This is a genomic window from Ensifer sp. ENS11, from assembly GCF_014851895.1.
GTDB classification, from domain to species: Bacteria; Pseudomonadota; Alphaproteobacteria; order Rhizobiales; family Rhizobiaceae; genus Ensifer; species Ensifer canadensis.
In genome coordinates this window covers 89,607-111,371 of sequence record NZ_JACVAN010000001.1, presented here as the reverse complement: position 1 = coordinate 111,371, position 21,765 = coordinate 89,607, and the positions used below count along the sequence as shown (strand labels likewise).

25 protein-coding genes, 1 tRNA gene and 1 other RNA gene are annotated in these 21,765 nt (G+C 62.8%); 15 read left to right on the top strand and 12 right to left on the bottom strand.

The features are described 5' to 3' along the window. Nucleotides 1-41 precede the first annotated feature (41 nt). Both IB264_RS00550 and ffs read right to left on the bottom strand, forming a co-directional pair. Complete coding sequence (locus IB264_RS00550; protein ID WP_025425479.1) at nucleotides 42-1,913, bottom strand: DNA polymerase III subunit gamma/tau; 1,872 nt, start codon at nucleotides 1,911-1,913, stop codon at nucleotides 42-44. Nucleotides 1,914-2,054: 141 nt separating this feature from the next. Further along, nucleotides 2,055-2,151: signal recognition particle sRNA small type (gene ffs, locus IB264_RS00545), an RNA gene on the bottom strand. A gap of 107 nt (nucleotides 2,152-2,258) precedes the next feature. Between ffs and IB264_RS00540 the strand changes: the two genes are divergently transcribed. The 4 genes from IB264_RS00540 to IB264_RS00525 all read left to right on the top strand — a co-directional run bounded on the left by IB264_RS00540 (nucleotide 2,259) and on the right by IB264_RS00525 (nucleotide 4,842). Then, nucleotides 2,259-2,663, top strand: a complete 405-nt coding sequence (locus IB264_RS00540) for an HIT domain-containing protein (protein WP_025425478.1) — start codon at nucleotides 2,259-2,261, stop codon at nucleotides 2,661-2,663. A gap of 2 nt (nucleotides 2,664-2,665) precedes the next feature. Then, nucleotides 2,666-3,646, top strand: a complete 981-nt coding sequence (nudC, locus tag IB264_RS00535; protein ID WP_025425477.1) for an NAD(+) diphosphatase — start codon at nucleotides 2,666-2,668, stop codon at nucleotides 3,644-3,646. Nucleotides 3,647-3,677: 31 nt separating this feature from the next. Beyond that, nucleotides 3,678-4,388: a YafY family protein gene (locus IB264_RS00530; protein WP_025425476.1), complete on the top strand. Its 711-nt coding sequence runs from the start codon at nucleotides 3,678-3,680 to the stop codon at nucleotides 4,386-4,388. 82 nt (nucleotides 4,389-4,470) lie between these two features. Continuing rightward, entirely contained in the window at nucleotides 4,471-4,842 is a 372-nt protein-coding gene (locus tag IB264_RS00525) for a VOC family protein (RefSeq protein WP_025425475.1), read from the top strand. A gap of 80 nt (nucleotides 4,843-4,922) precedes the next feature. On the opposite strand, the gene IB264_RS00520 is transcribed toward IB264_RS00525, so the two are convergent. From IB264_RS00520 to IB264_RS00510, 3 genes are all read right to left on the bottom strand, one after another. Then, complete coding sequence (locus IB264_RS00520; RefSeq protein ID WP_065784874.1) at nucleotides 4,923-5,060, bottom strand: DUF1127 domain-containing protein; 138 nt, start codon at nucleotides 5,058-5,060, stop codon at nucleotides 4,923-4,925. A 195-nt stretch (nucleotides 5,061-5,255) separates the two neighbouring features. Beyond that, nucleotides 5,256-6,110 carry a prephenate dehydratase gene (locus tag IB264_RS00515; protein ID WP_025425474.1) on the bottom strand — a complete coding sequence of 285 codons (855 nt, stop codon included), beginning with the start codon at nucleotides 6,108-6,110 and terminating at the stop codon, nucleotides 5,256-5,258. Nucleotides 6,111-6,123: 13 nt separating this feature from the next. Next, nucleotides 6,124-6,879: a 3-deoxy-manno-octulosonate cytidylyltransferase gene (locus tag IB264_RS00510; RefSeq protein ID WP_025425473.1), complete on the bottom strand. Its 756-nt coding sequence runs from the start codon at nucleotides 6,877-6,879 to the stop codon at nucleotides 6,124-6,126. 156 nt (nucleotides 6,880-7,035) lie between these two features. On the opposite strand from IB264_RS00510, the gene IB264_RS00505 reads away from it, so the two are divergent. Further along, nucleotides 7,036-7,698, top strand: a complete 663-nt coding sequence (locus IB264_RS00505; RefSeq protein ID WP_038575793.1) for a cytochrome c family protein — start codon at nucleotides 7,036-7,038, stop codon at nucleotides 7,696-7,698. A gap of 81 nt (nucleotides 7,699-7,779) precedes the next feature. On the opposite strand, the gene IB264_RS00500 is transcribed toward IB264_RS00505, so the two are convergent. Further along, nucleotides 7,780-8,724, bottom strand: coding sequence for an AEC family transporter (locus IB264_RS00500; RefSeq protein WP_025425472.1), 945 nt, complete (start codon nucleotides 8,722-8,724; stop codon nucleotides 7,780-7,782). 163 nt (nucleotides 8,725-8,887) lie between these two features. Here IB264_RS00500 and IB264_RS00495 point away from each other — a divergent pair, with 163 nt between their 5' ends. From IB264_RS00495 to IB264_RS00480, 4 genes are all read left to right on the top strand, one after another. Further along, nucleotides 8,888-9,160 (top strand): BON domain-containing protein, encoded by a 273-nt coding sequence (locus tag IB264_RS00495; protein WP_025425471.1) that lies wholly within the window; start codon nucleotides 8,888-8,890, stop codon nucleotides 9,158-9,160. Between the two features lie 238 nt (nucleotides 9,161-9,398). Further along, nucleotides 9,399-10,601, top strand: coding sequence for a CmlA/FloR family chloramphenicol efflux MFS transporter (cml, locus tag IB264_RS00490; protein ID WP_025425470.1), 1,203 nt, complete (start codon nucleotides 9,399-9,401; stop codon nucleotides 10,599-10,601). A 165-nt stretch (nucleotides 10,602-10,766) separates the two neighbouring features. Beyond that, nucleotides 10,767-11,579 (top strand): MerR family transcriptional regulator, encoded by an 813-nt coding sequence (locus IB264_RS00485; RefSeq protein ID WP_025425469.1) that lies wholly within the window; start codon nucleotides 10,767-10,769, stop codon nucleotides 11,577-11,579. Nucleotides 11,580-11,678: 99 nt separating this feature from the next. Beyond that, the gene (locus tag IB264_RS00480) at nucleotides 11,679-12,608 is read left to right on the top strand and encodes a hypothetical protein (RefSeq protein ID WP_025425468.1); all 930 of its coding nucleotides are present in this window, start codon (nucleotides 11,679-11,681) and stop codon (nucleotides 12,606-12,608) included. A gap of 56 nt (nucleotides 12,609-12,664) precedes the next feature. Here IB264_RS00480 and IB264_RS00475 read toward each other — a convergent pair whose 3' ends face one another. From IB264_RS00475 to IB264_RS00460, 4 genes are all read right to left on the bottom strand, one after another. Further along, a complete protein-coding gene (locus IB264_RS00475) occupies nucleotides 12,665-13,288 on the bottom strand; it encodes a dihydrofolate reductase family protein (protein WP_025425467.1) in 624 nt (207 codons plus the stop codon). Between the two features lie 11 nt (nucleotides 13,289-13,299). Then, the gene (locus tag IB264_RS00470; RefSeq protein WP_025425466.1) at nucleotides 13,300-13,779 is read right to left on the bottom strand and encodes an SRPBCC family protein; all 480 of its coding nucleotides are present in this window, start codon (nucleotides 13,777-13,779) and stop codon (nucleotides 13,300-13,302) included. A gap of 1 nt (nucleotide 13,780) precedes the next feature. Continuing rightward, complete coding sequence (locus IB264_RS00465; RefSeq protein ID WP_038576608.1) at nucleotides 13,781-14,119, bottom strand: helix-turn-helix transcriptional regulator; 339 nt, start codon at nucleotides 14,117-14,119, stop codon at nucleotides 13,781-13,783. A 171-nt stretch (nucleotides 14,120-14,290) separates the two neighbouring features. Continuing rightward, a tRNA-Ser gene (locus tag IB264_RS00460) sits at nucleotides 14,291-14,380 on the bottom strand. A 370-nt stretch (nucleotides 14,381-14,750) separates the two neighbouring features. On the opposite strand from IB264_RS00460, the gene IB264_RS00455 reads away from it, so the two are divergent. The 3 genes from IB264_RS00455 to IB264_RS00445 all read left to right on the top strand — a co-directional run bounded on the left by IB264_RS00455 (nucleotide 14,751) and on the right by IB264_RS00445 (nucleotide 17,108). Then, on the top strand, nucleotides 14,751-15,068 hold the full coding sequence (locus IB264_RS00455) for a hypothetical protein (protein ID WP_025425464.1): 318 nt from the start codon (nucleotides 14,751-14,753) through the stop codon (nucleotides 15,066-15,068). Nucleotides 15,069-15,114: 46 nt separating this feature from the next. Next, nucleotides 15,115-15,768: a peptide-methionine (S)-S-oxide reductase MsrA gene (gene msrA / locus IB264_RS00450; protein WP_025425463.1), complete on the top strand. Its 654-nt coding sequence runs from the start codon at nucleotides 15,115-15,117 to the stop codon at nucleotides 15,766-15,768. Between the two features lie 347 nt (nucleotides 15,769-16,115). Further along, the gene (locus tag IB264_RS00445; RefSeq protein ID WP_025425462.1) at nucleotides 16,116-17,108 is read left to right on the top strand and encodes a BMP family protein; all 993 of its coding nucleotides are present in this window, start codon (nucleotides 16,116-16,118) and stop codon (nucleotides 17,106-17,108) included. 151 nt (nucleotides 17,109-17,259) lie between these two features. On the opposite strand, the gene IB264_RS00440 is transcribed toward IB264_RS00445, so the two are convergent. Together IB264_RS00440 and IB264_RS00435 are read right to left on the bottom strand one after the other, a co-directional pair. Beyond that, nucleotides 17,260-17,469 carry a SlyX family protein gene (locus IB264_RS00440; protein WP_025425461.1) on the bottom strand — a complete coding sequence of 70 codons (210 nt, stop codon included), beginning with the start codon at nucleotides 17,467-17,469 and terminating at the stop codon, nucleotides 17,260-17,262. Nucleotides 17,470-17,669: 200 nt separating this feature from the next. Continuing rightward, nucleotides 17,670-18,407 (bottom strand): sulfate transporter family protein, encoded by a 738-nt coding sequence (locus tag IB264_RS00435; RefSeq protein ID WP_057204371.1) that lies wholly within the window; start codon nucleotides 18,405-18,407, stop codon nucleotides 17,670-17,672. Between the two features lie 326 nt (nucleotides 18,408-18,733). On the opposite strand from IB264_RS00435, the gene IB264_RS00430 reads away from it, so the two are divergent. From IB264_RS00430 to IB264_RS00420, 3 genes are read left to right on the top strand one after another with little or no spacing between them, the layout of a single operon-like run. Next, a complete protein-coding gene (locus tag IB264_RS00430) occupies nucleotides 18,734-20,095 on the top strand; it encodes an amidase (protein WP_025425459.1) in 1,362 nt (453 codons plus the stop codon). Next, on the top strand, nucleotides 20,092-21,003 hold the full coding sequence (locus tag IB264_RS00425) for an ROK family protein (protein WP_025425458.1): 912 nt from the start codon (nucleotides 20,092-20,094) through the stop codon (nucleotides 21,001-21,003). The genes IB264_RS00430 and IB264_RS00425 overlap by 4 nt, the downstream gene beginning before the upstream one ends. Next, complete coding sequence (locus IB264_RS00420; protein WP_025425457.1) at nucleotides 21,000-21,725, top strand: copper homeostasis protein CutC; 726 nt, start codon at nucleotides 21,000-21,002, stop codon at nucleotides 21,723-21,725. The genes IB264_RS00425 and IB264_RS00420 overlap by 4 nt, the downstream gene beginning before the upstream one ends. The last annotated feature ends 40 nt before the right edge of the window (nucleotides 21,726-21,765 follow it).

The window sequence follows — 21,765 nt, the reverse complement described above, 5'->3', positions numbered from 1 at the left end:
CTCCTGTTCTCTAGAAATTTCCGGTCGTTCGTTCCGACCGACTATTCGATATCGTCGCCGGGGACGATATCGCCATCGGCAGATTCGGCTGTGGCCGGAGCTACGCTCTCGGCCTCTTCCTCCTCGACGGCGCGAATGCGCACGTCGGTGATCTTGGCGCCCGGGAAACGGGCGAGGATGGCAGCCACATCCGGATCCTGGCGCGCATCGCTGACACGCTTTTCCTGGGCCTGCTGTTCGGCTTCGATCATGGTCGGCTCGCCGGGGTCACGGCTGTAGCTGACGATCCAGTGAATGCCGGTCCATTCCTTGAGCTTGACGGCGAGTTCGCCGAGCAGCGTCTTCGGCGCATCATCCGGGACGTTGACGTCAAGCCGGCCGGGCTCGATGCGCACCAGCCGCACGAAGCCGCGCACCAGCGTCTTCAGCTTGATGTCTTTATTCTTGGCGCAGAGGTCGGCGATGTCGCTGACCGAATTGACCGGCACCGACGGCTGAGCCTTTGCTGAAGGCGCGGCTGCCGGCCGCTCCTCGGTGTGTCCGACGCTGATCGGCTGCGGGCTGACATCGGGAACCGCGCGCAACATCGTCGCGCCGTTGCCGGTCGGCCGTCCCATCGATGTCGACTGGGCCGCCTGCGCCTGCACGGGCGCGCCGACTGACGCCAGCATGCCGCCGCCACTTCCACCACCGGGCGCCGGACGGACGCTGCCATTGTCGCTGCCGGACAGTTCGAGCACGCGTCTCGCCGCGTCTTCGGGCGACGGAAGATGGGCCGCATGGGCAAGCCGGATCAGCACCATTTCGGCAGCACCGGCCGGGCGCGACGAACTTTCGGCTTCAGGAATGCCCTTCAGCAGCATCTGCCAGATGCGCGACAGCGTGCTGACGGCGACATTGCCGGCAAACTCCGCTCCGCGCGTCCGCTCGATCTCGCTCAGGGACTGATCGCTGGCCGCATCCGGCACGTATTTCAGCCGGGTGACGAGATGGGTGAAATCGGCAAGGTCGGTCAGAACCACCGTCGGGTTGGCGCCGGCCTCGTATTGTGCCGAAAATTCTGCGAGGGCTGCGGCAACGTCGCCCCTGACGATATGTTCGAACAGATCGACGATGCGGGCGCGATCGGCAAGTCCGAGCATCGAACGCACCGTCTCGACCTCGACGGAACCGCCGCCATGGGCGATCGCCTGATCGAGCAGCGACAGGCCGTCACGGGCAGAGCCTTCGGCCGCACGCGCGACCATCGCCAGCGCTTCGGGATCGAAGGAAACGCCTTCCTTGCCGAGAATGGTCGAAAACAGGCCGACGAGGTCGGAGCCGCTGATGCGCCGAAGATCGAACCGCTGACAGCGCGACAGCACCGTGATCGGAACCTTGCGGATTTCGGTGGTGGCGAAGATGAACTTCACATGTTCCGGCGGCTCTTCCAGCGTCTTCAACAGACCGTTGAAGGCCTGCGTCGACAGCATGTGCACTTCGTCGATGATGTAGACTTTGTAGCGCGCCGAAACCGGGCGGTAGCGCACCTGCTCGATGATCTCTCTGATATCGTCGATGCCGGTATGGGAAGCGGCGTCCATCTCGATGACATCGACATGGCGGCCGTCCATGATCGCCTGGCAATGCTCGCCGAGAGCACGCAGGTCGATCGTCGGCCGATCGATTTCGGGTGTCTTGTAGTTCAGCGCACGGGCGAGAATGCGGGCGGTGGTGGTCTTGCCGACCCCGCGCACGCCGGTCAGCATATAGGCTTGAGCGATGCGGCCGGTTTCGAACGCGTTGGTCAGCGTGCGCACCATCGGCTCCTGGCCGACCATCAGGTCGGAGAAATCCTTGGGGCGATACTTGCGCGCCAGAACGCGGTAGGCGGCTGGTTTCTGTTCGGATGAAATGGACGTTTCGTCGCTCATCGACCCTGCCGCTGCTTGAACTCGTGTCCCGACAGGACGGATTTACGGCACCGCGCGTCGCATGGGATGCGTCTGGACGCCGCAACATTCTGTGATGCTGCCTGATTGCTGAGAGCTATCTCGATCTCAGCAATCAGGCAGGTGGGAGGCTGGCACGATGACCCGTGCCGGGCTCGTTAGGGCTGCTTCCTTCCGGACCTGACCCGGTTGGCGAGTGGCTCGTCCACCACCAACCTCCCGGCTCCCATATCGGCAATATCGCAACCAAATGCAAGCCAAGCCATCAAAAAACTGATATCGATATGCAAAACAAGGCGAATCCGCTCCCGGCACAAGGAGACCTTCTTGACGACATTCACCCTTGACGAGCGGCTTGAACGCGACGGCATCCCGATCGCCTCGATCGGCCTCTGCCAGATGCGCCTGATGAACGATCGCCGCTGGCCCTGGCTGGTCCTCATTCCCCAACGCGGGGACATTTCCGAGATCTTCGATCTCACGCCGCTCGACCAGACGATGCTGACTTTCGAAACCAATATGGTGGCGACCGCCTTGAAAAAGGTCACCGGTGCCGAGAAGATCAATATCGGCGCGCTCGGCAACATCGTCCGGCAGCTCCATGTGCATATCATCGCCCGCAGTGACGGCGACCCGAACTGGCCCGGACCCGTCTGGGGCTTCGGCAAGTCGGAGCCTTGGGGCGAGCAAGACCATCAGGCATTTGCAGCCCGCATTCTGGAAAATCTCTGAACATGACGAAATCGATCTTTGACCTTCGAAGCCCTCATCCGGAGCCGAGCACTCTCGTCGCCTTTTCCGAGAACCACCTGGATCGCCAGTCCGAGCACCGGGCCGACGACTGCATCGAAGTCGCGCTCAAACATCCGGGCGCCCATTTCCTCGCCTTTTCCGGACCGAAGCTGATCGTCAAACACGACGAGAAGATCATCGACCCGCTGTTTGCACCCTATGAGCTCGACGGGCTTGAGCCGGTGCTCGACGACACCATCCTGCTCGGCTACCTGCCGAACGGCGAGCCGCGGCTCGCCGTGCCGACCGGCCTTACCGAAGACAACATGGCCGAGCCGTTCAAGATCGCCGACGGACGCACGCTCTACCGCCAGCAGATGCTGCCGGAAGAACTTCTCGGCCAGTTCGCCCAAGGCTCGAGCCTCATCACATGGAACGCCAACAACCGCTTCTGCGGCCGTTGCGCCGGGCCGATGGAAGGCAAGGCCGGTGGCTATCGCCGCGTCTGCACAGCCTGCGGCCATATGGTTTTCCCGCGCACCGATCCCGTCGTCATCATGCTGACCATCGATCTGGAGCGTGATCTCTGCCTGCTCGGCCGCAGCCCGCATTTCACGGCCGGAATGTATTCGTGCCTCGCCGGCTTCGTCGAGCCGGGCGAAACCATCGAAAACGCCGTGCGCCGCGAAACCCACGAGGAATCCGGCATCCACATCGGCCGCGTGCGCTACCACGCCTCGCAGCCGTGGCCGCTGCCGCACTCGCTGATGATCGGCTGCTATGCCGAGGCGAAATCGACGGCGATCAAGCGCGACGAACAGGAGCTCGAGGATGTCCGCTGGTTCACCCGCGCCGAAACGGCAGCAATGCTGGAACGCACGACCGGCGTGGCCGATACCGGCGACGAGCATATTCCGCCGCCGAAGGGCGCCATTGCCCACCGGCTGATGCGCGACTGGCTGGCCTGGGACGAGCACGGCTGAGCACAGACCTGCCGATACGAGGAGACTTAAGGTGTCCCGCTCCGAACGGCTTCTCGACCTGCTGCAGGTTCTCAGACGCTACCGCCAGCCCGTCAGCGGACGGCGTCTGGCGGAGGAGACCGGCGTCAGCCTCAGAACGCTCTACCGCGATATCGCCAGCCTGCAGGCGCAGGGCGCCCATATCGAAGGCGAGCCGGGGCTCGGCTACATCCTGAAACCCGGCTTCATGCTGCCGCCAATGATGTTCTCGCAGGAGGAGATCGAGGCGCTGGTGCTCGGCTCACGCTGGGTGGCAAAACGCGCCGACACCCATCTGGCGGCGGCCGCCGCCGATGCGCTCGCCAAGATCGCCGCGGTGCTGCCGGCGGATCTGCGCGACGAGCTCGACGCCTCGACACTGCTCGTCGGGCCAAGCCCGCCGGTGGCCGACGGCATCGACATTGCATTGTTGCGCAAGGCGATACGCCACGAGCGCAAGCTCGACCTCGTCTATATCGACAACGACGGCAGCGAGACCCGCCGCACGGTCTGGCCGTTTGCCCTCGGCTTCTTCGAGAATGTTCGAGTTCTGGTTGCCTGGTGCGAGCTGCGCCAGGGCTTCAGGCATTTCCGGACCGACCGCATCAGGCAGGCTGACATGAGCGAGAGCCGCTATGCGCGCCGGCGGCAGGTGTTGCTTCGGGAATGGCGCACGACGCAGAATATTGCTGCGCCTGAAGGCAGGCGGGTCGGTTCGGCATAAGGCATAAAAACCGGAAATCGATGCTGACAGAAATTGGCAGTGGTGCGCGCTAATCTGCAACTCCCAAACAAGGAGACGGATTATGGCCAAGGCAAATCTCACTATTCTCTATGTCGAAGATCCGCTCGCAAGCGTCGAATTCTATCGCAAGCTGCTCGGCAAGGAGCCGCTCGTCTCCTTCCCGACCTTTTCGTCCTTCGAGCTGCAGGGCGGCTTCGTGCTCGGGCTTTGGGCACAGGATAAGGTGGCGCCACCACCGCCGTCGAAGACCGGCAGCCGCTCGGAATTGGCATTCATGGTGGAAAATGAGGAGGCGGTTCGCGCGCACTATGAAAAATGGAAGGACGCTGGCCTGCCGATTGCGCAGGAACTGACGAAGATGGATTTCGGACCGACCTTCGTGGCGCTTGACCCGGATGGACACCGCCTGCGCGTGTGCCTTTTTGACGAGTAGCGCCAGTTTGACGCGCGGCGCTGTAGTGCATTGCGCGTATCCCGCCAGCTTGGGTGGCGGGATACGGCGAATTGTGCTGATTAGCGGCCGTAAACGGCGGCCTGGATCTGCGAACGGGAAATACCGATATCGCTCAGGGCGTGGTCATCCAGCGAATTCAGCTCGCGGATCGCACGGCGCATTTTTGCATATTCAACGATCTTCTGACGGATCTTCATTTTTAACACTCCATATGTGAACGAGTGTCAAATAGGCATTTGCACATTGTTTAGGTACCGCCGCGATTGCAGATTAGGCATGCACCAGACGCGTAGCGAGTTAACGCATTGGTAAGCCTGATCTGCAGTGCGGCCGGAGCCGCCAGAGCGTCTCCGGTTTAGACGGGTCGTAGAAACGCTCTGTCTCTGAGATGCTTAAAGCACACCACGCATCGGATGCGCCTTGTAGGTGCCGAGAATGCGGACCTTCTCCGAGAAGAAGCGCAGCTCCTCCATCGCATGGCGCACCGACGTGTCGTCCGGATGACCTTCGATGTCGGCGTAGAACTGCGTGGCCACGAACTTGCCGCCGAGCTGGTAGCTCTCGAGCTTCGTCATGTTGATGCCGTTGGTGGCAAAGCCGCCCATCGCCTTGTAGAGCGCGGCCGGAATGTTGCGCACGTTGAACACAAAGGTGGTGATGATCAGTTCGTCATCGGCGCTGCGGGAGAGCATCTGCTCGTCACGCGACAGCACGACGAAGCGAGTCACGTTGCTTTCGGTGTCCTCGACATTTTCGGCAACGATCTCGAGGCCGTAGAGGTCGGCGGCAAGCCGCGGCGCGAGCGCCGCCATCGAGCGATCACCCTGCTCCGACACCAGCTTGGCGGCTCCTGCGGTATCGCCGGCAACCACCGGCTTCCAGCCATTGGCGCGCACGATCTTGCGGCACTGACCGAGCGCATGGATGTGGCTGTGAACGGTGCGGATTTCGTCGCGCGTCACGCCCGGCAGCACCATCAGCTGGAAGCGGATCGGCATGAAATATTCGCCGACGATATGCAGCCGCGATTCGGGTAGCAGGTGGTGGATGTCGGCAACACGGCCGGCGATGGTGTTTTCGATCGGGATCATCGCGAGATCCGCCTCGCCATTCTCGACCGCCACGAAGGCGTCTTCGAAGGTCTGGCAGGGAAGCGGCTCCATCGACGGAAACATGTCGCGGCAGGCCATGTCGGAATTGGCGCCGTAATCGCCCTGGAAGGAGATCCTGTTGGTCTTCGTGGTCACACTGTCTTCCTTCTCAGGCTTTTTCGGAAAGGATGCGGCGGGCTTTTTCGAGCTCGACCGGAGTGTCGACGCCGAGCGGTACGGTGTCGACGATTTCGACATCGATGCGCATGCCAGCTTCAAGCGCGCGCAATTGCTCAAGCGATTCGCGCTTTTCCAGCGTCGACGGCTTCAGAGCGACGAATTTTTCGAGCGCCTGGCGGCGGTAGGCATAAAGCCCGATGTGGTGGTAGAGCGGGCCCTGTCCGTAGGGCGCGGTCGCGCGGGTAAAATAGAGAGCGCGCAGGCGCGTCGCCGACAGCGGCGAGCCGACGATCTTGACGATGTTGGGGCTCTTCTTCTCTTCCTCGTCGGTGATCGCCACCGTCAAGGTGGCGATATCGGTCGAGGCATTTTCGACAAGCGGCCTCAGCGAGGCACGGATAGGAGCCGGCTCGATCGTCGGCAGATCGCCCTGCACGTTGATGACGAACTGCGCCTCACTGTCCGGATCGGCCTTCGACAGCGCCTCATAGATCCGGTCGGAACCGGACTGATGGTCGACCCGCGTCATGATCGCCTCGAAACCGGCGTCGCGCACGACATCGAAAACACGCGGGTCGTCGACGGCGACGACGACCCGTCCGACATCGGCTTCCGCCGCGCGCTTGGCAACCTGGACGATCATCGGCAGGCCGCAGATATCGGCGAGCGGCTTGCCCGGCAGACGCGTGGAGGCCATGCGCGCCGGAATGAGCACGATGGCTTTGCCTGAATTTTCGCGATTCATGATGTGGCCTTCAAAAACCCCGCCCAAAGTGTCAAAAAGTCTCAGTTGGGGGCCCATAATCTCTGTTGCAACGCAGAGCCAAAAGACATAGGTTCCGCGCGATTTCAAGATGGGCCGGGTTTTTGTTTACGCCGGTGGCAAAGGGAGCGTTTGCAGATGAACTCATATGTGAACATGGGCGTGGGTGCCTTTCTGGGTACGGTTTTCGTTCTGATGTCCGTATCCATTGCGTCGGAAGGCATTTTCCATTCCGAGGCTCCCGAGAAGGAAGGCTTCGCGATCGTTGCCGAAGAAGGCACGGCCGAAGCTGGCGGCGGCGCCCAGGAAGCGGCTGAAGTCGACATCAAGCCCTTGCTCCTCAAGGCAGACGCTGCAGCCGGCGGAACCGTGTTCAAGAAATGCGCAAGCTGTCACACCGTGGATAAGGGAGGGGCCAACAAGGTCGGCCCCAACCTGTGGGGTGTCGTCAACCGCCCGATCGCCTCGCACGAAGGTTTCAGCTACTCGGCTGGCATGAAGACCTTCTCCGAAGGCAGCAAGGTCGTCTGGGACTACGACCACCTCAGCTTCTTCATCGAAGCGCCGAAGAAGCACGTTCCGGGCACCGCTATGGGCTTTGCCGGCGTGAAGAAGCCTGACGAACGCGCCAACCTGATCGCATATCTCCGCGAACAGGCCGATGCTCCGGCCGCTCTCCCGGATGCAGCGGCCGCAGAAGCTGCTCCGGCTGCCGCTACCGAAGGTGCTGCCGAGAAGCCGGCCGAAGCGCCCGCAACGGAAGCCAAGCCGGCCGAAGGCCAGGCTGCGCCGGCTCAATAAGCCCCAAGCTCCGTTACGATCGAATTTCGCAAAGCCCGGCCATCGCGCCGGGCTTTTTGCTGTCTTCACCGGACCCGCCGGTCACATCAGGATGTAGGCCCAGACCGAAACGCTGGCGACACCCAGCGCTGTGGTCAGCGTGATGGTCGAGGACGCCAGCGCATGGCCGACGTTGAAATGATTGGCGATCAGCCATGCGTTGACGCCGGTCGGCACCGCCGAGGTCAGCACAAGCGCGGTCGTCCAGTTGTCGTTGAGGCCGAGCAGGTGGCAGGCGGCAAAGACGACGCCCGGCAGAACCACAAGCTTCAACAGGCTCGTCACCGTCGCCAGCCCGAGATTGCCGACAAGACCATATTTGTCGAGCGCCATGCCGATCGAAACCAGCGCCGCCGGCGCGGCAATGGCGGCAAGCTGATCGACGACGCTCTTGACCGGACCGTCGAGCGGCTGGCCAAGCAGATGGAAAGCGGCACCGAAGGCAAGGCCTATGACCAGCGGATTGCGCAGCAGGTTGCGGGCAACGCCGCCCAGGAGCTTCAGCGGGCTTTGGCCCGGCTTGCCGCTTACCCTGCGTTCGGCGCGCTCCATCAGCACGGTGCCCGCGATCATCATCACCGGCAGGTGCACCGACAGCAGGATCGACAGCGCGACGATCCCCTCCTCGCCGACGATGCGCGAGACCAGCGGCAAGCCGATGAAGACGGTGTTGGCGAAGGCCGAGGAAACACCGGCCAGCACGCCCATGCGCGCATCGCGGCCAAAGGCGAGCGTCGCCGCCAGATGGCCGATGGTCCAGGTGACGGCGACGCCTGAGAAATAGGCAACCCAGAGCGGCCAGGGCGAGCCGTCCTTGAAATCCGCCTCGGCGATTGTGCGAAACAGGAGAACAGGCACCGCGACGCGGAAAACGAAATCACCGAGCGCGTCGCCAACGGTCGGTTTCAGGTAGCCGAGCCTGACGATCAGCCAACCGGTGAGGATCAGGATGAAGATGGGCAGAACATTCTGGAAAATATCGGACATGCGTGAGCCTTGGGAACGGTCCGATAGAGATAGACCCGTTCCGGCGACCGCCGCAAGGTTGCAGGACCGGATCCACGCCCCTGACGAAGCCGTCGACCAAGGTAAAAAAGACCGGAACATTCGCTTGTCCGGGGCGTTCCCGAACAGCAGTGGGAAAACGACCATGCCAACAGAAAAGCCCATCTACTCCCATAAGGACGACGATCCTCATCTGAAGGATGACGATCTGGCGGGCAAGGTTCTGCGCTTCATCCGCTACGCCACCTTCGTCGACACCACCGATATCTCAGTGATCGTGCTCGGCGAAATGGTCGTGCTGTCGGGCCAGGTCCCAAGCGATTCCGATGTTGCCTGCGCCGGCGACGCGGCGAGATCGGTAATCGGCGTCACCAGCGTCGAGAACCGCCTGACGGTGAAGCCGGGCAAACATTCATGATCTGCTTGCTTGACCGCAAGCGGTTGTTGTTGGCAGCTTGGGCTGGTAAATGGAGACGGCGCCAACCACAACGCGCGCGATTTCCTATGGAGACCGGAATGGGGACGCCTGAGTCAGCAACCAAGTAAGCCGCAACAACACTCCCAATCGTTGTTGCGGCGTCTGTCCGGTCATTTCACACTACCGATAAGAAGGCAGAGCGCCGCTGAATGTCATTCATTTGAGCGGATGTTCAATCGTGCCCAATCATAAATCATCAACCTGGAACTATTCAGTGCCGGCAGCGCTGTTGCTGATGGCCCCCTTCGACATTCTCGCCTCCCTGGCGATGGATATCTATCTGCCGGTCGTGCCTGTCATGCCGGGCATTCTCGCCACGACGCCAGCGATCATCCAGCTGACGTTAAGCCTCTACATGACCATTCTCGGCGTCGGCCAGATCGTCTTCGGGCCCATCTCCGATCGCATCGGTCGGCGTCCGGTCGTCATCTGTGGGGCGCTGCTGTTTGCGGTCGCATCGCTGCTGATGGCCGCCACCGTGTCGGCCCCCGCCTTCCTCGCCCTTCGCCTGCTGCAGGCGATCGGCGCCTCGGCAGCGCTCGTTGCCACCTTTGCCACTGTCCGCGATGTCTATGCAGACCGGCCCGAAGGCGTGACCATCTACGGCCTCTTCAGCGCGATGCTCGCCTTCGTGCCGGCCCTCGGCCCGATCGCCGGCGCGCTGCTTGCCGATCGCTTCGGCTGGCGGGCGATCTTCCTGGCACTCGGCCTACTCGCCATCGCGGCCATGGCGAATGCGATACCGCGATGGCGGGAAACCAGGCCAACCGGCACCGAAGGCGAGAGAAGATCCTTCGGCCCGATCCTGCGCAACGGAGCGTTCTGGACCTACACGCTCGGCTTCAGCGCCGCGATGGCCTCGTTCTTCGTGTTCTTCTCGACAGCACCACGCGTGCTCATCGATCGAGCTGATTATTCCGAACTCGCCTTCAGCCTGGTCTTTGCGACGGCGGCCCTTGTGATGATCGTCACGACCCGTTTTGCCAAACGCTTCGTGGCGCTCTGGGGCATCACCGGCAGCCTTGCCCGCGGGATGGCGCTGCTCATCCTCGGCGCGGTGCTGCTCGTCGTCGGCCAGAGCGTCGCCGCACCGTCGTTCTGGACCTTCATCCTGCCGATGTGGGTCATCGCCGTCGGCATCGTCTTCACCGGTTCGGTCACCCCCAATGGAGCCCTCCAGGCTTTCGGCCATGTGGCAGGAACGGCGGTCGCGCTCTACTTCTGCATTCAGAGCCTGATTGTCGGGGTGCTCGGCACCCTGGCTGTGGTTCTGCTTGGTGGAGATACCGCATTTCCATTAGCCGGCTATTCAATGACAATGGCGATCGTCACGCTGGTCGCGCTCGGTGTGCTGGCGAGGCAACGCCCGGCGGAAGCCTGATCCGATGAACCTGCCACAGGGCGTATCGACCATCTCGGCACGCCCTGCGGCACCCCTTGTTTACCCCCCGACAGCGCTGGCAAAGCGAATGCGAGTACAAGGCGTGCACATCGACAACGATTGCCTCTTGACCTCGCCCCAGGGGCAAGCCTCACAGTCAGATCCATGAGCGAATCTTATCTCCTTGCGGGCCGTTTTGGCGCCGCCACACGACTGTCACCAAAGGCGCTGCGGCTTTATGCCGAGCAGGGCCTGCTGGTGCCCGCCTATACCGATCCGACGACGGGCTATCGCTACTATGCGCCGGAGCAGGCCGCCCGGGCACGGCTTATCGCGCGCCTTCGACGCCTTGGCCTGTCGGTGGCGCGCGTCGCGCAATTGGTGGAACTGGATGCGCAGAGCCGCCTTATCGAATTGCGGTCCTGGCTGGACGCTCAAAACGAGCGGCTGAGCGAGCAGACCGAGCTGGTGGAGGCGATCGCGCGGCAGACGGACGGCGGTGATGCCGACCTAATCTCGGCGATTGCCGTACGCGAGGTGGCAGCCTGCAAGCTGATCTCCTGCCAACGTCAGCTCGATATCGAGGCGCTTGATGCATTCCTGGCAACCGCCCAGGCGGAGATCCGTGGTTACCTGCGCCATTGCGGGATTGCCAGCGACGGCGCCATGACCGTGCATTTCCATGAAACCGTTAGCCGCGACAGCGAGGGACTGGTGGAAGTCGCCATCGCCTATGAAGGCGGCATCGAGCCGGTCGACGACCTGCGCATCCGCCTTCAGGCCGCGCGGCGAGAGGTCTTTCTGCCGGTGCCGGCGGCTTGTGAAAACTTCCCGCTGATCTTGCGCGTCTACGACGCCATCGAAACCTGGCTGGATGCGCGAACCGACATCAACAGCAGCGGCAGCCCCTACGAAATCTACCCCGGCAGCAACGGCGCGTCCTTCGATGTCGCCTACCCCATAATGTTTCCGTCTTAGGCGGAATCAGAACCACTCTATCTCTTTGTTTTATCCGCATTTCCTGACGGAAGACCGCTCCGTACTTTTCCTGGAAATGCTCTAACAGGACAGACGATCATGATGCATTTCGCCTATACGGGCTCCGGCCCCTATTGCTACGCCAACTCTTTCGCAATGATGTTCGGCGCGCAGGCCCCCTCCACCGCGGTGATCGAATTTGCCACCAGCAGTCCGTTCGGCATGCAACTGCTCGGCGGCACCCTGCCGTTCTTCGACCCCTATGGCTGGGATCCGGAAGCCGGCTCTGAAGGCGCGCTTGCGGCGCTCGGCTGGACATCGACGCTCAGCAAGGGCGGCGATGCGGACGACGCGCTTTCCCGCCTGCGCGCAGCCCTCAAGGACGGACCGGTCTGGATCGGCCCCATCGAGATGGGGCATCTGCGCCACCAGCCGGGCATGAACGGACCGATCGACGCCGACCATTACGTCGTGGTGCTCGACATGGACGAGGACAGCGTGCTGATGCACGACCCGCAGGGCTACCCCTATGCGCGCCTGCCGCTCGCCAACTTCATGGCCGCCTGGCGCGCAGACACGCTGAGTTATGGTGACGCCTACACCATGCGGACCGACTTTGTCCGTATCGCCGAGATATCGGAAATCGAGACGATACGGGCGTCGATCCCGGCCGCCATCCACTGGCTGTCGATGGAGACGGACCTGCCCGTTCCTCCCGGAACCCTCGGCAATGCCGAAGCAGCCGAAACGCTCGCCGCGCGCGTCGCGACCGGTTGCGACAAGAACTTGCGCGCGCATCTGGTCCACTTCGCCATCCGGACCGGCGCCCGCCGCGCGGCCGACGCGGCCGCCTGCCTCGCACGGGCGGGTTACAACGAGGCGGCCCGCATTGCCGATGAACAGGCACGGCTCATCGGAGCGCTGCAGTATCCGCTGGTGGTGCGCAAGGACGCAGTCGCGGCGGCCACCTTGCGGGCACTCGCCCCGACCTATGACCGGATGAAGACCGCGCTGGAGCACGGTTGCTGATCTGCGATCGACCGCCGCTCGGGCCGTCGGCGCGGCCGGAGCGGCGGGACACGCGGTTATACGAGCAGTTCGGAAAAACTGCTTGCCCGTTCCGCGTTCTCACGCTTGAGCGGTTCGTAGTGCAGGCCGACCACGCCATTCTCGTAGGTGTCCGTGCCCATCAGCCGCAGATCATATCTGTCGGGAAGCTCATCGAACCAGGCGGCACCCGGGGACGTGACGGGATAGACGAAGAAGTGGAAGATATCGACGAGGCCGAGACCGATGACCGTCTGGGCCAGGCTGGCGCCGCCGGAAAGGTGAATATCGCCACCGGCGCGCGCCTTCAGATCCAGGAGATAGGCTGCCAGCAATTCGTCATCGTGGGCAACGACCTGCTCGACATTGTTCCATTCGGTCAGCGTCTGGCGTCCCGAGCGCGAGAAGACCAGTTTGCGATAGTCGTGCATCCTCCGCGCCATCTTGCGGTTGGTTTCGGTTCCCACGTCCTCCGACAGGGCGCCCGGCCAGTAGGATGCCATTTCCTCGTAGGTCACGCGGCCGACGAGTACGGTGTCATAGGTGGCGTAGAGCCGGTCGATCGCCCGATATTGGTCGTCGCCGACGCTACCGAGCCAGGCCAGCGGATCGTCGAGGCGACCGTTGAGCGTCGTCATCATCTGCAGGACAATCTTGCGCATGTCGACCTCCTCTACTGGGTTCTGCCCTCCACGAGCCGGGCAAGCTGCGCGATGACCGTGCCCCAGCCATCGTGAAAACCCATCTCCTCGTGCATGTTTCGGTCGGCGTTGCTCTTGTGCATGACGTGGGCGGCATAGTCCGTGCCCTCAGGATGATCCTTGAGTGTGATGATCGCCGTCATGAAAGGGTTTTCGGCCGGGCGCCACCCCGCGACCAGCGAATTGGTAAAGACAATGCGCTGGATGTCGTCGACCGCCAGAAAGCACGCATCCAGATGCGGCGTGAACGCACCGCCGCCTTCGCTGATCCTTGTGACGAAGGCGCCGCCCGGCCGCAGGCCCATATCGACCACCTGGCATCTGGCCGGCGCCGGAACCCACCATTGCTCGAAGCTGGCGGGATCGGTCCATGCATTCCAGATCGTCGGCCGCGGCGCCTTGATCAGGCGCGATATCGTCAGGTCGAGATCGGGGTTGTGAGATCGGATCATGTCATTTCTCCTTGTTCTCAGCTGATATCACGAACTGTTCAAGCCGATCGGTGCGGCCTTCCCAAAGGGCGCGCTGCTCCGACATCCACGCTTCGATGGCGGCAAACCGGCTCTTCTCGATGGTGCAGGTGCGCACCCGGCCCTGCTTCTCGGTGCGGATCAGGCCGCTGCCTTCGAGAAAATGGATGTGTTTCATGAACGACGGTAGCGCCATGTCGAACGGCTCTGCCAGATCGCTGATGCTGGCTGGCCCTCGACCGAGCCTCGCCAGCACGGAGCGCCTCGTGGGGTCGGCCAGGGCCTGAAAAATTCCGTCCAAAGGGCTCGAATACTGTTCCATAAGGCTAAGTATCATGACGAAACACTTAGCGCAACGGCTAACTGTTTGCCCTCCGCCGGCGACGCACCAACACCCGCGCAAGCTCCGCGCACATCAATGATCTGGGTCAGCGCACAAGGTTGCGACTAGCGACGGCTGAGTACGATGAAAAATTAACCCTTGGTGAAGAAATGGCGGACAGAGAGGGATTCGAACCCTCGATACGCTTTCACGTATACACGCGTTCCAGGCGTGCGCCTTCAACCACTCGGCCACCTGTCCATCCGTCAACAGCCGATGGTCATGCGGCTGGATGGGAAGGGCAAGGCCCTTCGTGTCATCCGGCGCGAACCGGCGGACGGGCGGGATATATACCGATGATTTGCGCGGGATCAACTGCTTTCTGACAGATTGTTGACATCTTATGAAACTTGGCAGCGAACGGCTGCCATTGCGCTTGTCGAACACGGGGCCTATCTCTTGCGGCAGAGTTGTTCGGCGCCTCCTTTCGAAGGCCGCCGGAACGTTGCACCATCCCGGATTGCCACGTTCTCCCCTCGCGCCGGCTTTGCCCTCAAGCAGGGGAACTGATGCCGTAAGACGGGAGCGACGGTTCGATCTGGGGCGATAGAGTTTGAGAAATGAGGGACCGATGCGCTTCGTGCTGCGACTGGCGAGCTTTGTGGTGCTGCTTGCGGCCGTCCTTGCGGGGGCTGTCGATGCCATCCAGTCCGTCGCAGCCTCCGAGCTGGTGATGACGTCGCTCGGCGACGATCTCGAAGCGCTTGGCCCCGACACCGCTAGCTGGGTGCTGTTCGCGCAGCGGACGGATACCGGGCCGATCCTCTGGCACACGGTGCTGCACTGGTTCTTTACGCAGCCGGCGTTTGCGGTGCTCGCCCTTCTCGCCCTCCTCCTGTGGATGGCCGGATACAAGAAGCGGCCGGCGGCCGGCCGTTTCGCTGCCTGATCATCGCGGGGTGCTCATCCCGCGTCGACCGACAAGGAGTTTCGTGATGTTCCTGATCGACATGTTCAACAAGAAGACCATCATGCCCGACGCGCAGACGGCACTGCGCGGGCGCGAGGACGCCATTCCGACCGCCGCCACGCATTTCGTCTCGGGACACCCGCTGAAGGGCCCCTACCCGGAAGGCATGGAAAAGATCCTGCTCGGCATGGGATGCTTCTGGGGCGCGGAGCGGCTGCTCTGGAATAAGCCGGGCGTGTATGTCACCGCGGCCGGCTATTCCGGCGGCATGACGCCGAACCCGACCTACCAGGAAACCACCACGGGACTGACCGGCCACACCGAGGTGGTGCTGGTGGTCTACGATCCGGAGGTGGTTCCGTTGTCGAGCCTGCTCAAGACCTTTTTCGAGGAACACGACCCGACCCAGGGCATGCGTCAGGGCAACGATATCGGCACGACCTATCGCTCCGCCATCTATGTCTATGACGACGCGCAGCTGAAGGAAGCGAAGGCCGCGCGCGATGCCTTCCAGGCGGCGCTGAAGAGATCGGGCCACACCGGCAAGATCACCACCGAGATCGCGAAGGCCGGCCCGTTGTATTTTGCCGAGGACTACCACCAGCAGTATCTGGCGAAGAACCCTGTTGGTTATTGCGCCCTGCGTGGCACCGGCGTCAGCTGCCCGATCGGCGCCTAGGGCCTATCGCGATCAGCGGGATCCGCCTGCTGCGTTTCAGGCTTTCGCTTTTGCGCATGTCGCGCACAACCCACTGTATACTCTTGCGCGATATGCTCTTGGCCTTTTACATGCTGCTGGTGTCCACCCCCCGCGCTAAAAGGTCAAGCGAACCGGCATTTTAACCCTGCTTGTGAATGCCGGTCGACATTTTTACCATCCGAAAAATTTTGAGTGTTTTTTTGCCGTGACCGTGCAAGGATGCGGCCACCCTAGCCCCCACGAGAGGGGTGGGTTCCGCAGACAGGTTCCATCCGGGGCCCGCGGGAGGACCCGATAAAGATCAATAGCGACAACAGGGCTGCACGATGAAAAAAACCATTCTCGGTCTCTTTGCCTTTTCCATGATGTCCGCGACGGCTCTGGCCGCCGACATCAAGCCGGCCATCATTTACGATCTGGGCGGCAAGTTCGACAAATCGTTCAACGAAGCCGCTTATAACGGCGCCGAAAAGTTCAAAACCGAATCGGGCGTCGAATACCGCGAATTCGAAATCGCCAACGATGCACAGCGCGAGCAGGCCCTGCGCCGCTTCGCCAGCGACGGCAACAACCCGATCGTCATGGCCGGCTTCAACTGGGCGGCACCGCTCGAAAAGATTGCCGGCGAATATCCGGACACCAAGTTCGCGATCATCGACATGGTGCTCGACAAGCCGAACGTGAAGTCGATCGTGTTCAAGGAACAGGAAGGCTCCTACCTCGTCGGCGTGCTCGCTGGTCTCGCTTCGAAGTCGAAGACCGTCAGCTTCGTCGGTGGCATGGACGTGCCGCTCATCCACAAGTTCGCCTGCGGCTATGTCGGCGGCGCGAAGTCGACCGGCGCTGACGTGAAGGTTCTCGAAGCCTACACCGGCACGACACCGGACGCCTGGAACGACCCGGTCAAGGGCGGCGAAATTGCCAAGTCGCAGATGGACCAGGGTTCGGACGTGGTCTACCACGCAGCCGGCGGCACGGGCGTTGGCGTCCTGCAGGCCGCTGCAGATGCCGGAAAGCTCGGCATCGGCGTCGACTCCAACCAGAACGGACTGCAGCCGGGCAAGGTTCTGACCTCGATGCTGAAGCGCGTCGACGTCGCCGTCTACGAAGCCTTCACTGCTGCCAAGAACGACAAGTTCGAGTTCGGCATCTCCAATCTCGGCCTCAAGGAAGATGGCGTCGGCTACTCGCTCGACGACAACAACAAGGCTCTGATCACCCCGGAAATGCTCGATGCGGTCGAGAAGGTGAAAGCCGAGATCATCGCCGGCAAGGTCCAGGTGCACGACTACATGAGCGACGAAGCCTGCCCCTACTAAGGGCTTCCGCCTGAAAATGAGAAAGGCCGCCGTTCGCTAGAACCGGCGGCCTTTTTATTTCCCTGTCCTGCGGAGCCATTGAGCCGCGCCATCTCCCTGGCTTTGCGCATTTCCTGACGCAAAGCCGCTTCGCACTTTTCCTGGAAAAGCTCTAGTAATGCGGCGGCCGGGTGATCGGAGGCGCATCGATCGATTGCTCCTCGAGGCTGAGGAAGCGTTCCGTCAGCCGGTCGAGCTTTGCTCGGGTCTGTTCGACCACTTTCCATTGCTCGGCAAGTTGGTCGGAAAGCTCTTCGATCGTCTTGGCCTGGTGAGCCACCGTCTCTTCAAGGCGGGTGACCCGGTCTTCGGCGTTGTTCATTTCAGCTGCTCCGTCCTGTCGCGGCCATCCCGGCGGGCGACGCCTGCAGCGCCGTACGTCTTCAGACGCACAAAGGTCGCTGTATCACTCTGAATAGCTGCATGTCGGTATTCCTAAATCGAACAAGATTAAGGAAACATGCAGCGGGGGATTTGCCGGCAGATTGGCCAGCGGATGTCCGCTGTCAAGCAGATTGCGTCTCAGGGCCTGGCCGTGGCCCCTCGCGTCAGCGAAAATCCCGGATCGCTTGCCGACAGCCTCTTGTGCAGGTGCACCATCATGCCGGCGGCAAAGAGCGGCGTCAGCAGGTTGAGCAGCGGTACGGCGAGAAACGCCGCAAGGATCAACCCGGCCAGGAACACGGTCGAGCGGTGCTTGGCGCGGAAAAGCCGCGCCTCCGCCGGCGACCGGTAGCGCATGGCGGCAAACTCGAAGAACTCCCGCCCCAGCAGGTAACCGTTGACGAGGAAGAAGGCGATCAGGTTGACGCCGGGCACGAGCAGCAGGAACAGCGCCAATATGTTGCCGAGAATGACGACGCCGAGGAACTTGGCGGAGCCGGCAATCGCCTCTCCGAGCGGCAAGGGCCTGCCCGCCGGCTCGCTCGGATAGTCGCGCGCCTCGACCACGTCCGCGACATCGTCAAGGAAGAAGCCGGCGATCAGCGCCGTCACCGGCGCTAGCAGCAGGGCCAGGGCCAGCGCCAGCCCGAGGCTCGCGAAGATGCCGAGCACGAAGGTGAGCCAACCCGCCCAGGCGGGCGTGCCAGGCATCAACGCATCGAGCCATGGCAAAGCAAGCCAGATGAAGAGTTCGCGCAGGCCGAACCACAGTGCTGCGAGCGCCAGAAGCGTCAGGCCGAGCACTTTCCAGAACACCGAACGGGTCTCCGGTGCAAAGAGATTGGCAAAAGAAAGCCGCGCCGCGTCCAATATCATCAAATCTCTCCAGTGCCGGGCAGGGTTCGATGAGGCATGTAGGCAAACGCCTTCGTATCGACAAGGCAGGACGGCCGGCATCATCTGCTTTCGGCAAAATTCCTGCGGCGAAGACGGACGAACCATGGCAAACGCCACGGGGAGCGATATGGTAGAGCTTGTTGCACAAAACTGTGCAGGGGTTTTGCGCGACATGCGCAAGAACAACGACTTAATGCGCAGTCAGCGAATCCTGGAGATCGCGACACGCTTTAGATCAAAAGCCTGCCCACGCGGGCCAACGGAAGGACGAGCTGCCGCTGGCGGCAGGCGGACAAGGGGAGACCATGACCAGACAGAAAACGCTCGCCGGGCTTTCGGTACTCGTCCAGGAAGGCAAGCTCGACCCGGTCACGCTTGCAGAGCAAACACTTGCCGGCATCGCGGCGCACGGCGATCAGTCGATCTTTGTCGGCATCACCCGCGAACGCGCGCTTAAGGAGGCCTCGGCGGCCTCCGCCCGGCTTCGTGCGGGCCGATCGCTCGGCCTGCTCGATGGTCTTCCGGTCGCCTGGAAGGATCTCTTCGACGTCAAGGGCAGCGTGACGACCGCGGGTTCCGCGGTCCTGCGGGACACCCCGCCTGCTGGCAGTGACGCCGCCGTGGTCGGCGCGGTTGCCGGTGCCGGCATGGTCAGCGTCGGGCGAACCAACATGAGCGAGTTCGCCTTCTCCGGCCTCGGCATCAATCCGCATTACGGCACGCCGCACAACCCGGCCTCGACCGATGTCGAGCGCATCCCCGGCGGCTCCTCGTCGGGCGCGGCGGCGGCGGTCGCGGCCGGTCTCGTGCCCGCGGCAATCGGTACCGATACTGGCGGCTCCGTCCGAATCCCGGCGGCCATGACCGGCATCATCGGCTACAAAGCGACGCGCGGCCGCTATTCGATGAAGGGCGTCTTCCCGCTCGCCGAAAGCCTCGATTCGCTCGGGCCTCTCTGTCATACGGTGCAGGATGCGGTCTGGCTCGACGCCGCCATGCATGGACTGACCGCACCGGTGGTTCGCCGCGGCGCGATCGCCGGCCTCTCGATCGTCATCCCCGAAACCATCGTCTTCGACGAGGCGGAAAACGAAGTCGTCGAAGCCTTCGAGGATGCGGTCAAGCGGCTGGAAAAGGCCGGCGCCACGGTCACCCGCCGCGCCTTTCCGACGTTCAAGGCGGTGTTCGATCTGATGGCGCGCCACGGCGCGCTCGTCACCGCCGAAGCCTTCGCACTTCACCGGGAGCGCCTGGCAGGCTCCGAGGCCGAACGCATCGATCCGCGTGTCGTCGCGCGCACCAGGCTCGGCGAGAAGATCACCATGCCTGACTATATCGCGCTTCTCGATGCGCGCGACCAGCTGATCCATGAAACGGTCGAGAGCCTGAAGCCGGGCGAACTCATCGTCCATCCGACATTGCCGCATGTCGCGCCGCCGTTGGCGCCGTTGCTGGCCGACGACGAGCTGTTCTTCAAGACCAACGCCACGACGCTGCGCAACACGCTCATCGGCAACTTCCTCGATTTCTGCGGCATCTCGATCCCCTGCGGCACCGGTGCCGGCGAAATGCCCGTGGGCCTGCAGTTGGCTGCACCGCACCATCAGGACGACCGGTTGCTCTCGATCGCACTTGCCGCCGAAGCCGTGATCCGGGGAGAGGCATGATCGTCTGTTTCGATATCGGCGGATCGGCGATCAAGGGGGCGATCGTGCATTCGCGCGAACGGATCTTTCCGCTGCCGCGCCGCACGACGCCGCTCAACAATTTCCGCCAGTTCGTCCAAACGCTCGAATCCGTGCTCGACGAAGCCGGCGGCCACCCGGAATGCGTGGCGATCTCGATTACCGGCGTCATCGACCCGGAGACGCGCCGGATCAAATGCGCCAACATCCCCTGCATCGACGGCCGCGAACTGGTGGCCGAGCTCGAGCGCGAGCTGCACCTGCCGATCAAGATCGCCAATGACGCCGACTGTTTCGCCCTTGCCGAAGCGGGCGCCGGCGCCGGCCGGGGTCACCGCATCGTCTTCGGGGCGATCCTCGGCACCGGTGTCGGCGGCGGCTTGGTGGTCGACGGCCAGTTGATCAACGCCGACGGCGGCTTTGCCGGCGAATGGGGACATGGACCGGCACTTGCCGCGGAAGCGGGTGAACCGCCGATCGCCATCCCCGCCTATGCCTGCGGCTGCGGCCAGCGGCGCTGCGTCGACACGGTCGGCGGCGCGCGCGGGCTCGAACGACTGCACGACACCGTGCACGGCAAGACCATGTCGAGCCATGAGATCATCGAGGCGTGGCTCAAGGGCGACACGGAAGCGAAACGCACCGTCGAGATTCTTGTCGATCTCGTCAGCTCACCGCTGGCGCTCGTCATCAACACCACGGGAGCGACGATCGTACCTGTCGGCGGCGGTCTTTCCAACGTTGAACCGCTGCTTGAGGGGATCGATCTGGCGGTTCGTAGCCGGATTCTGCGGCAGTTCAAACGGCCGCTCGTCGTGCGCGGCGAGTGTCAGGTCGAGCCCGGCCTGATCGGCGCAGCCCTGCTCGGCCTTGGAGGAGAAAAGGCATGAATGGCATCGGACTTGAGGTTTGCGTCGACGACGCCGACGGGCTTGCCGCGGCGATCGAGGGCGGGGCGGACCGGATCGAACTCTGCGCAGCTCTTTCCGTCGGCGGGCTGACGCCGACCGCCGGGTTGATGGCACTCGCCGGGCCGCCACGGGTACCCGTCTATGTCATGGTCCGGCCGCGGCCGGGCGACTTCGTCTTTGGCGCCGCCGATCTCGACATGATGCGCCGCGATATCGATGCGGTGCGCGATGCCGGACTTGCCGGCGTCGTTCTCGGTGCGTCGCTTACCGATGGCCAGCTCGATGCGCCCATGCTCCGAAAACTGACGGGCCATGCCGCAGGCCTCGGCCTCACCTTGCACCGCGCCTTCGACCTGGTGCCAGATTTCAAGGACGCAATCGAACTTGCGGTTGAACTCGGCTTTGAGCGGATCCTGACATCCGGAGGCGCGAGGAGCGCGCCACAGGCCATCGAGAAGCTGGCGGAGCTTGTCGAGCTGGCAGGTGGGCGGCTTTCGATCATGCCTGGTTCCGGCGTGACGCTTGAAACCGTCGATGCGCTGCTTGCCCGACTGCCCGTCACGGAAGTGCATTCATCCTGCTCGATCCGTGAGCCGGCTCATGATCGGCGACTGGCCGAGATGGGCTTCGTGACCGAGGATCGGCGCCGCACGGATGTGGCGACCGTTCAGGCGATGAAAGCGCGGCTTTCGGCGGGGTAGGACGTTCGCGCGTCGGATCTTCGCCACGCTTTCAGTTCAC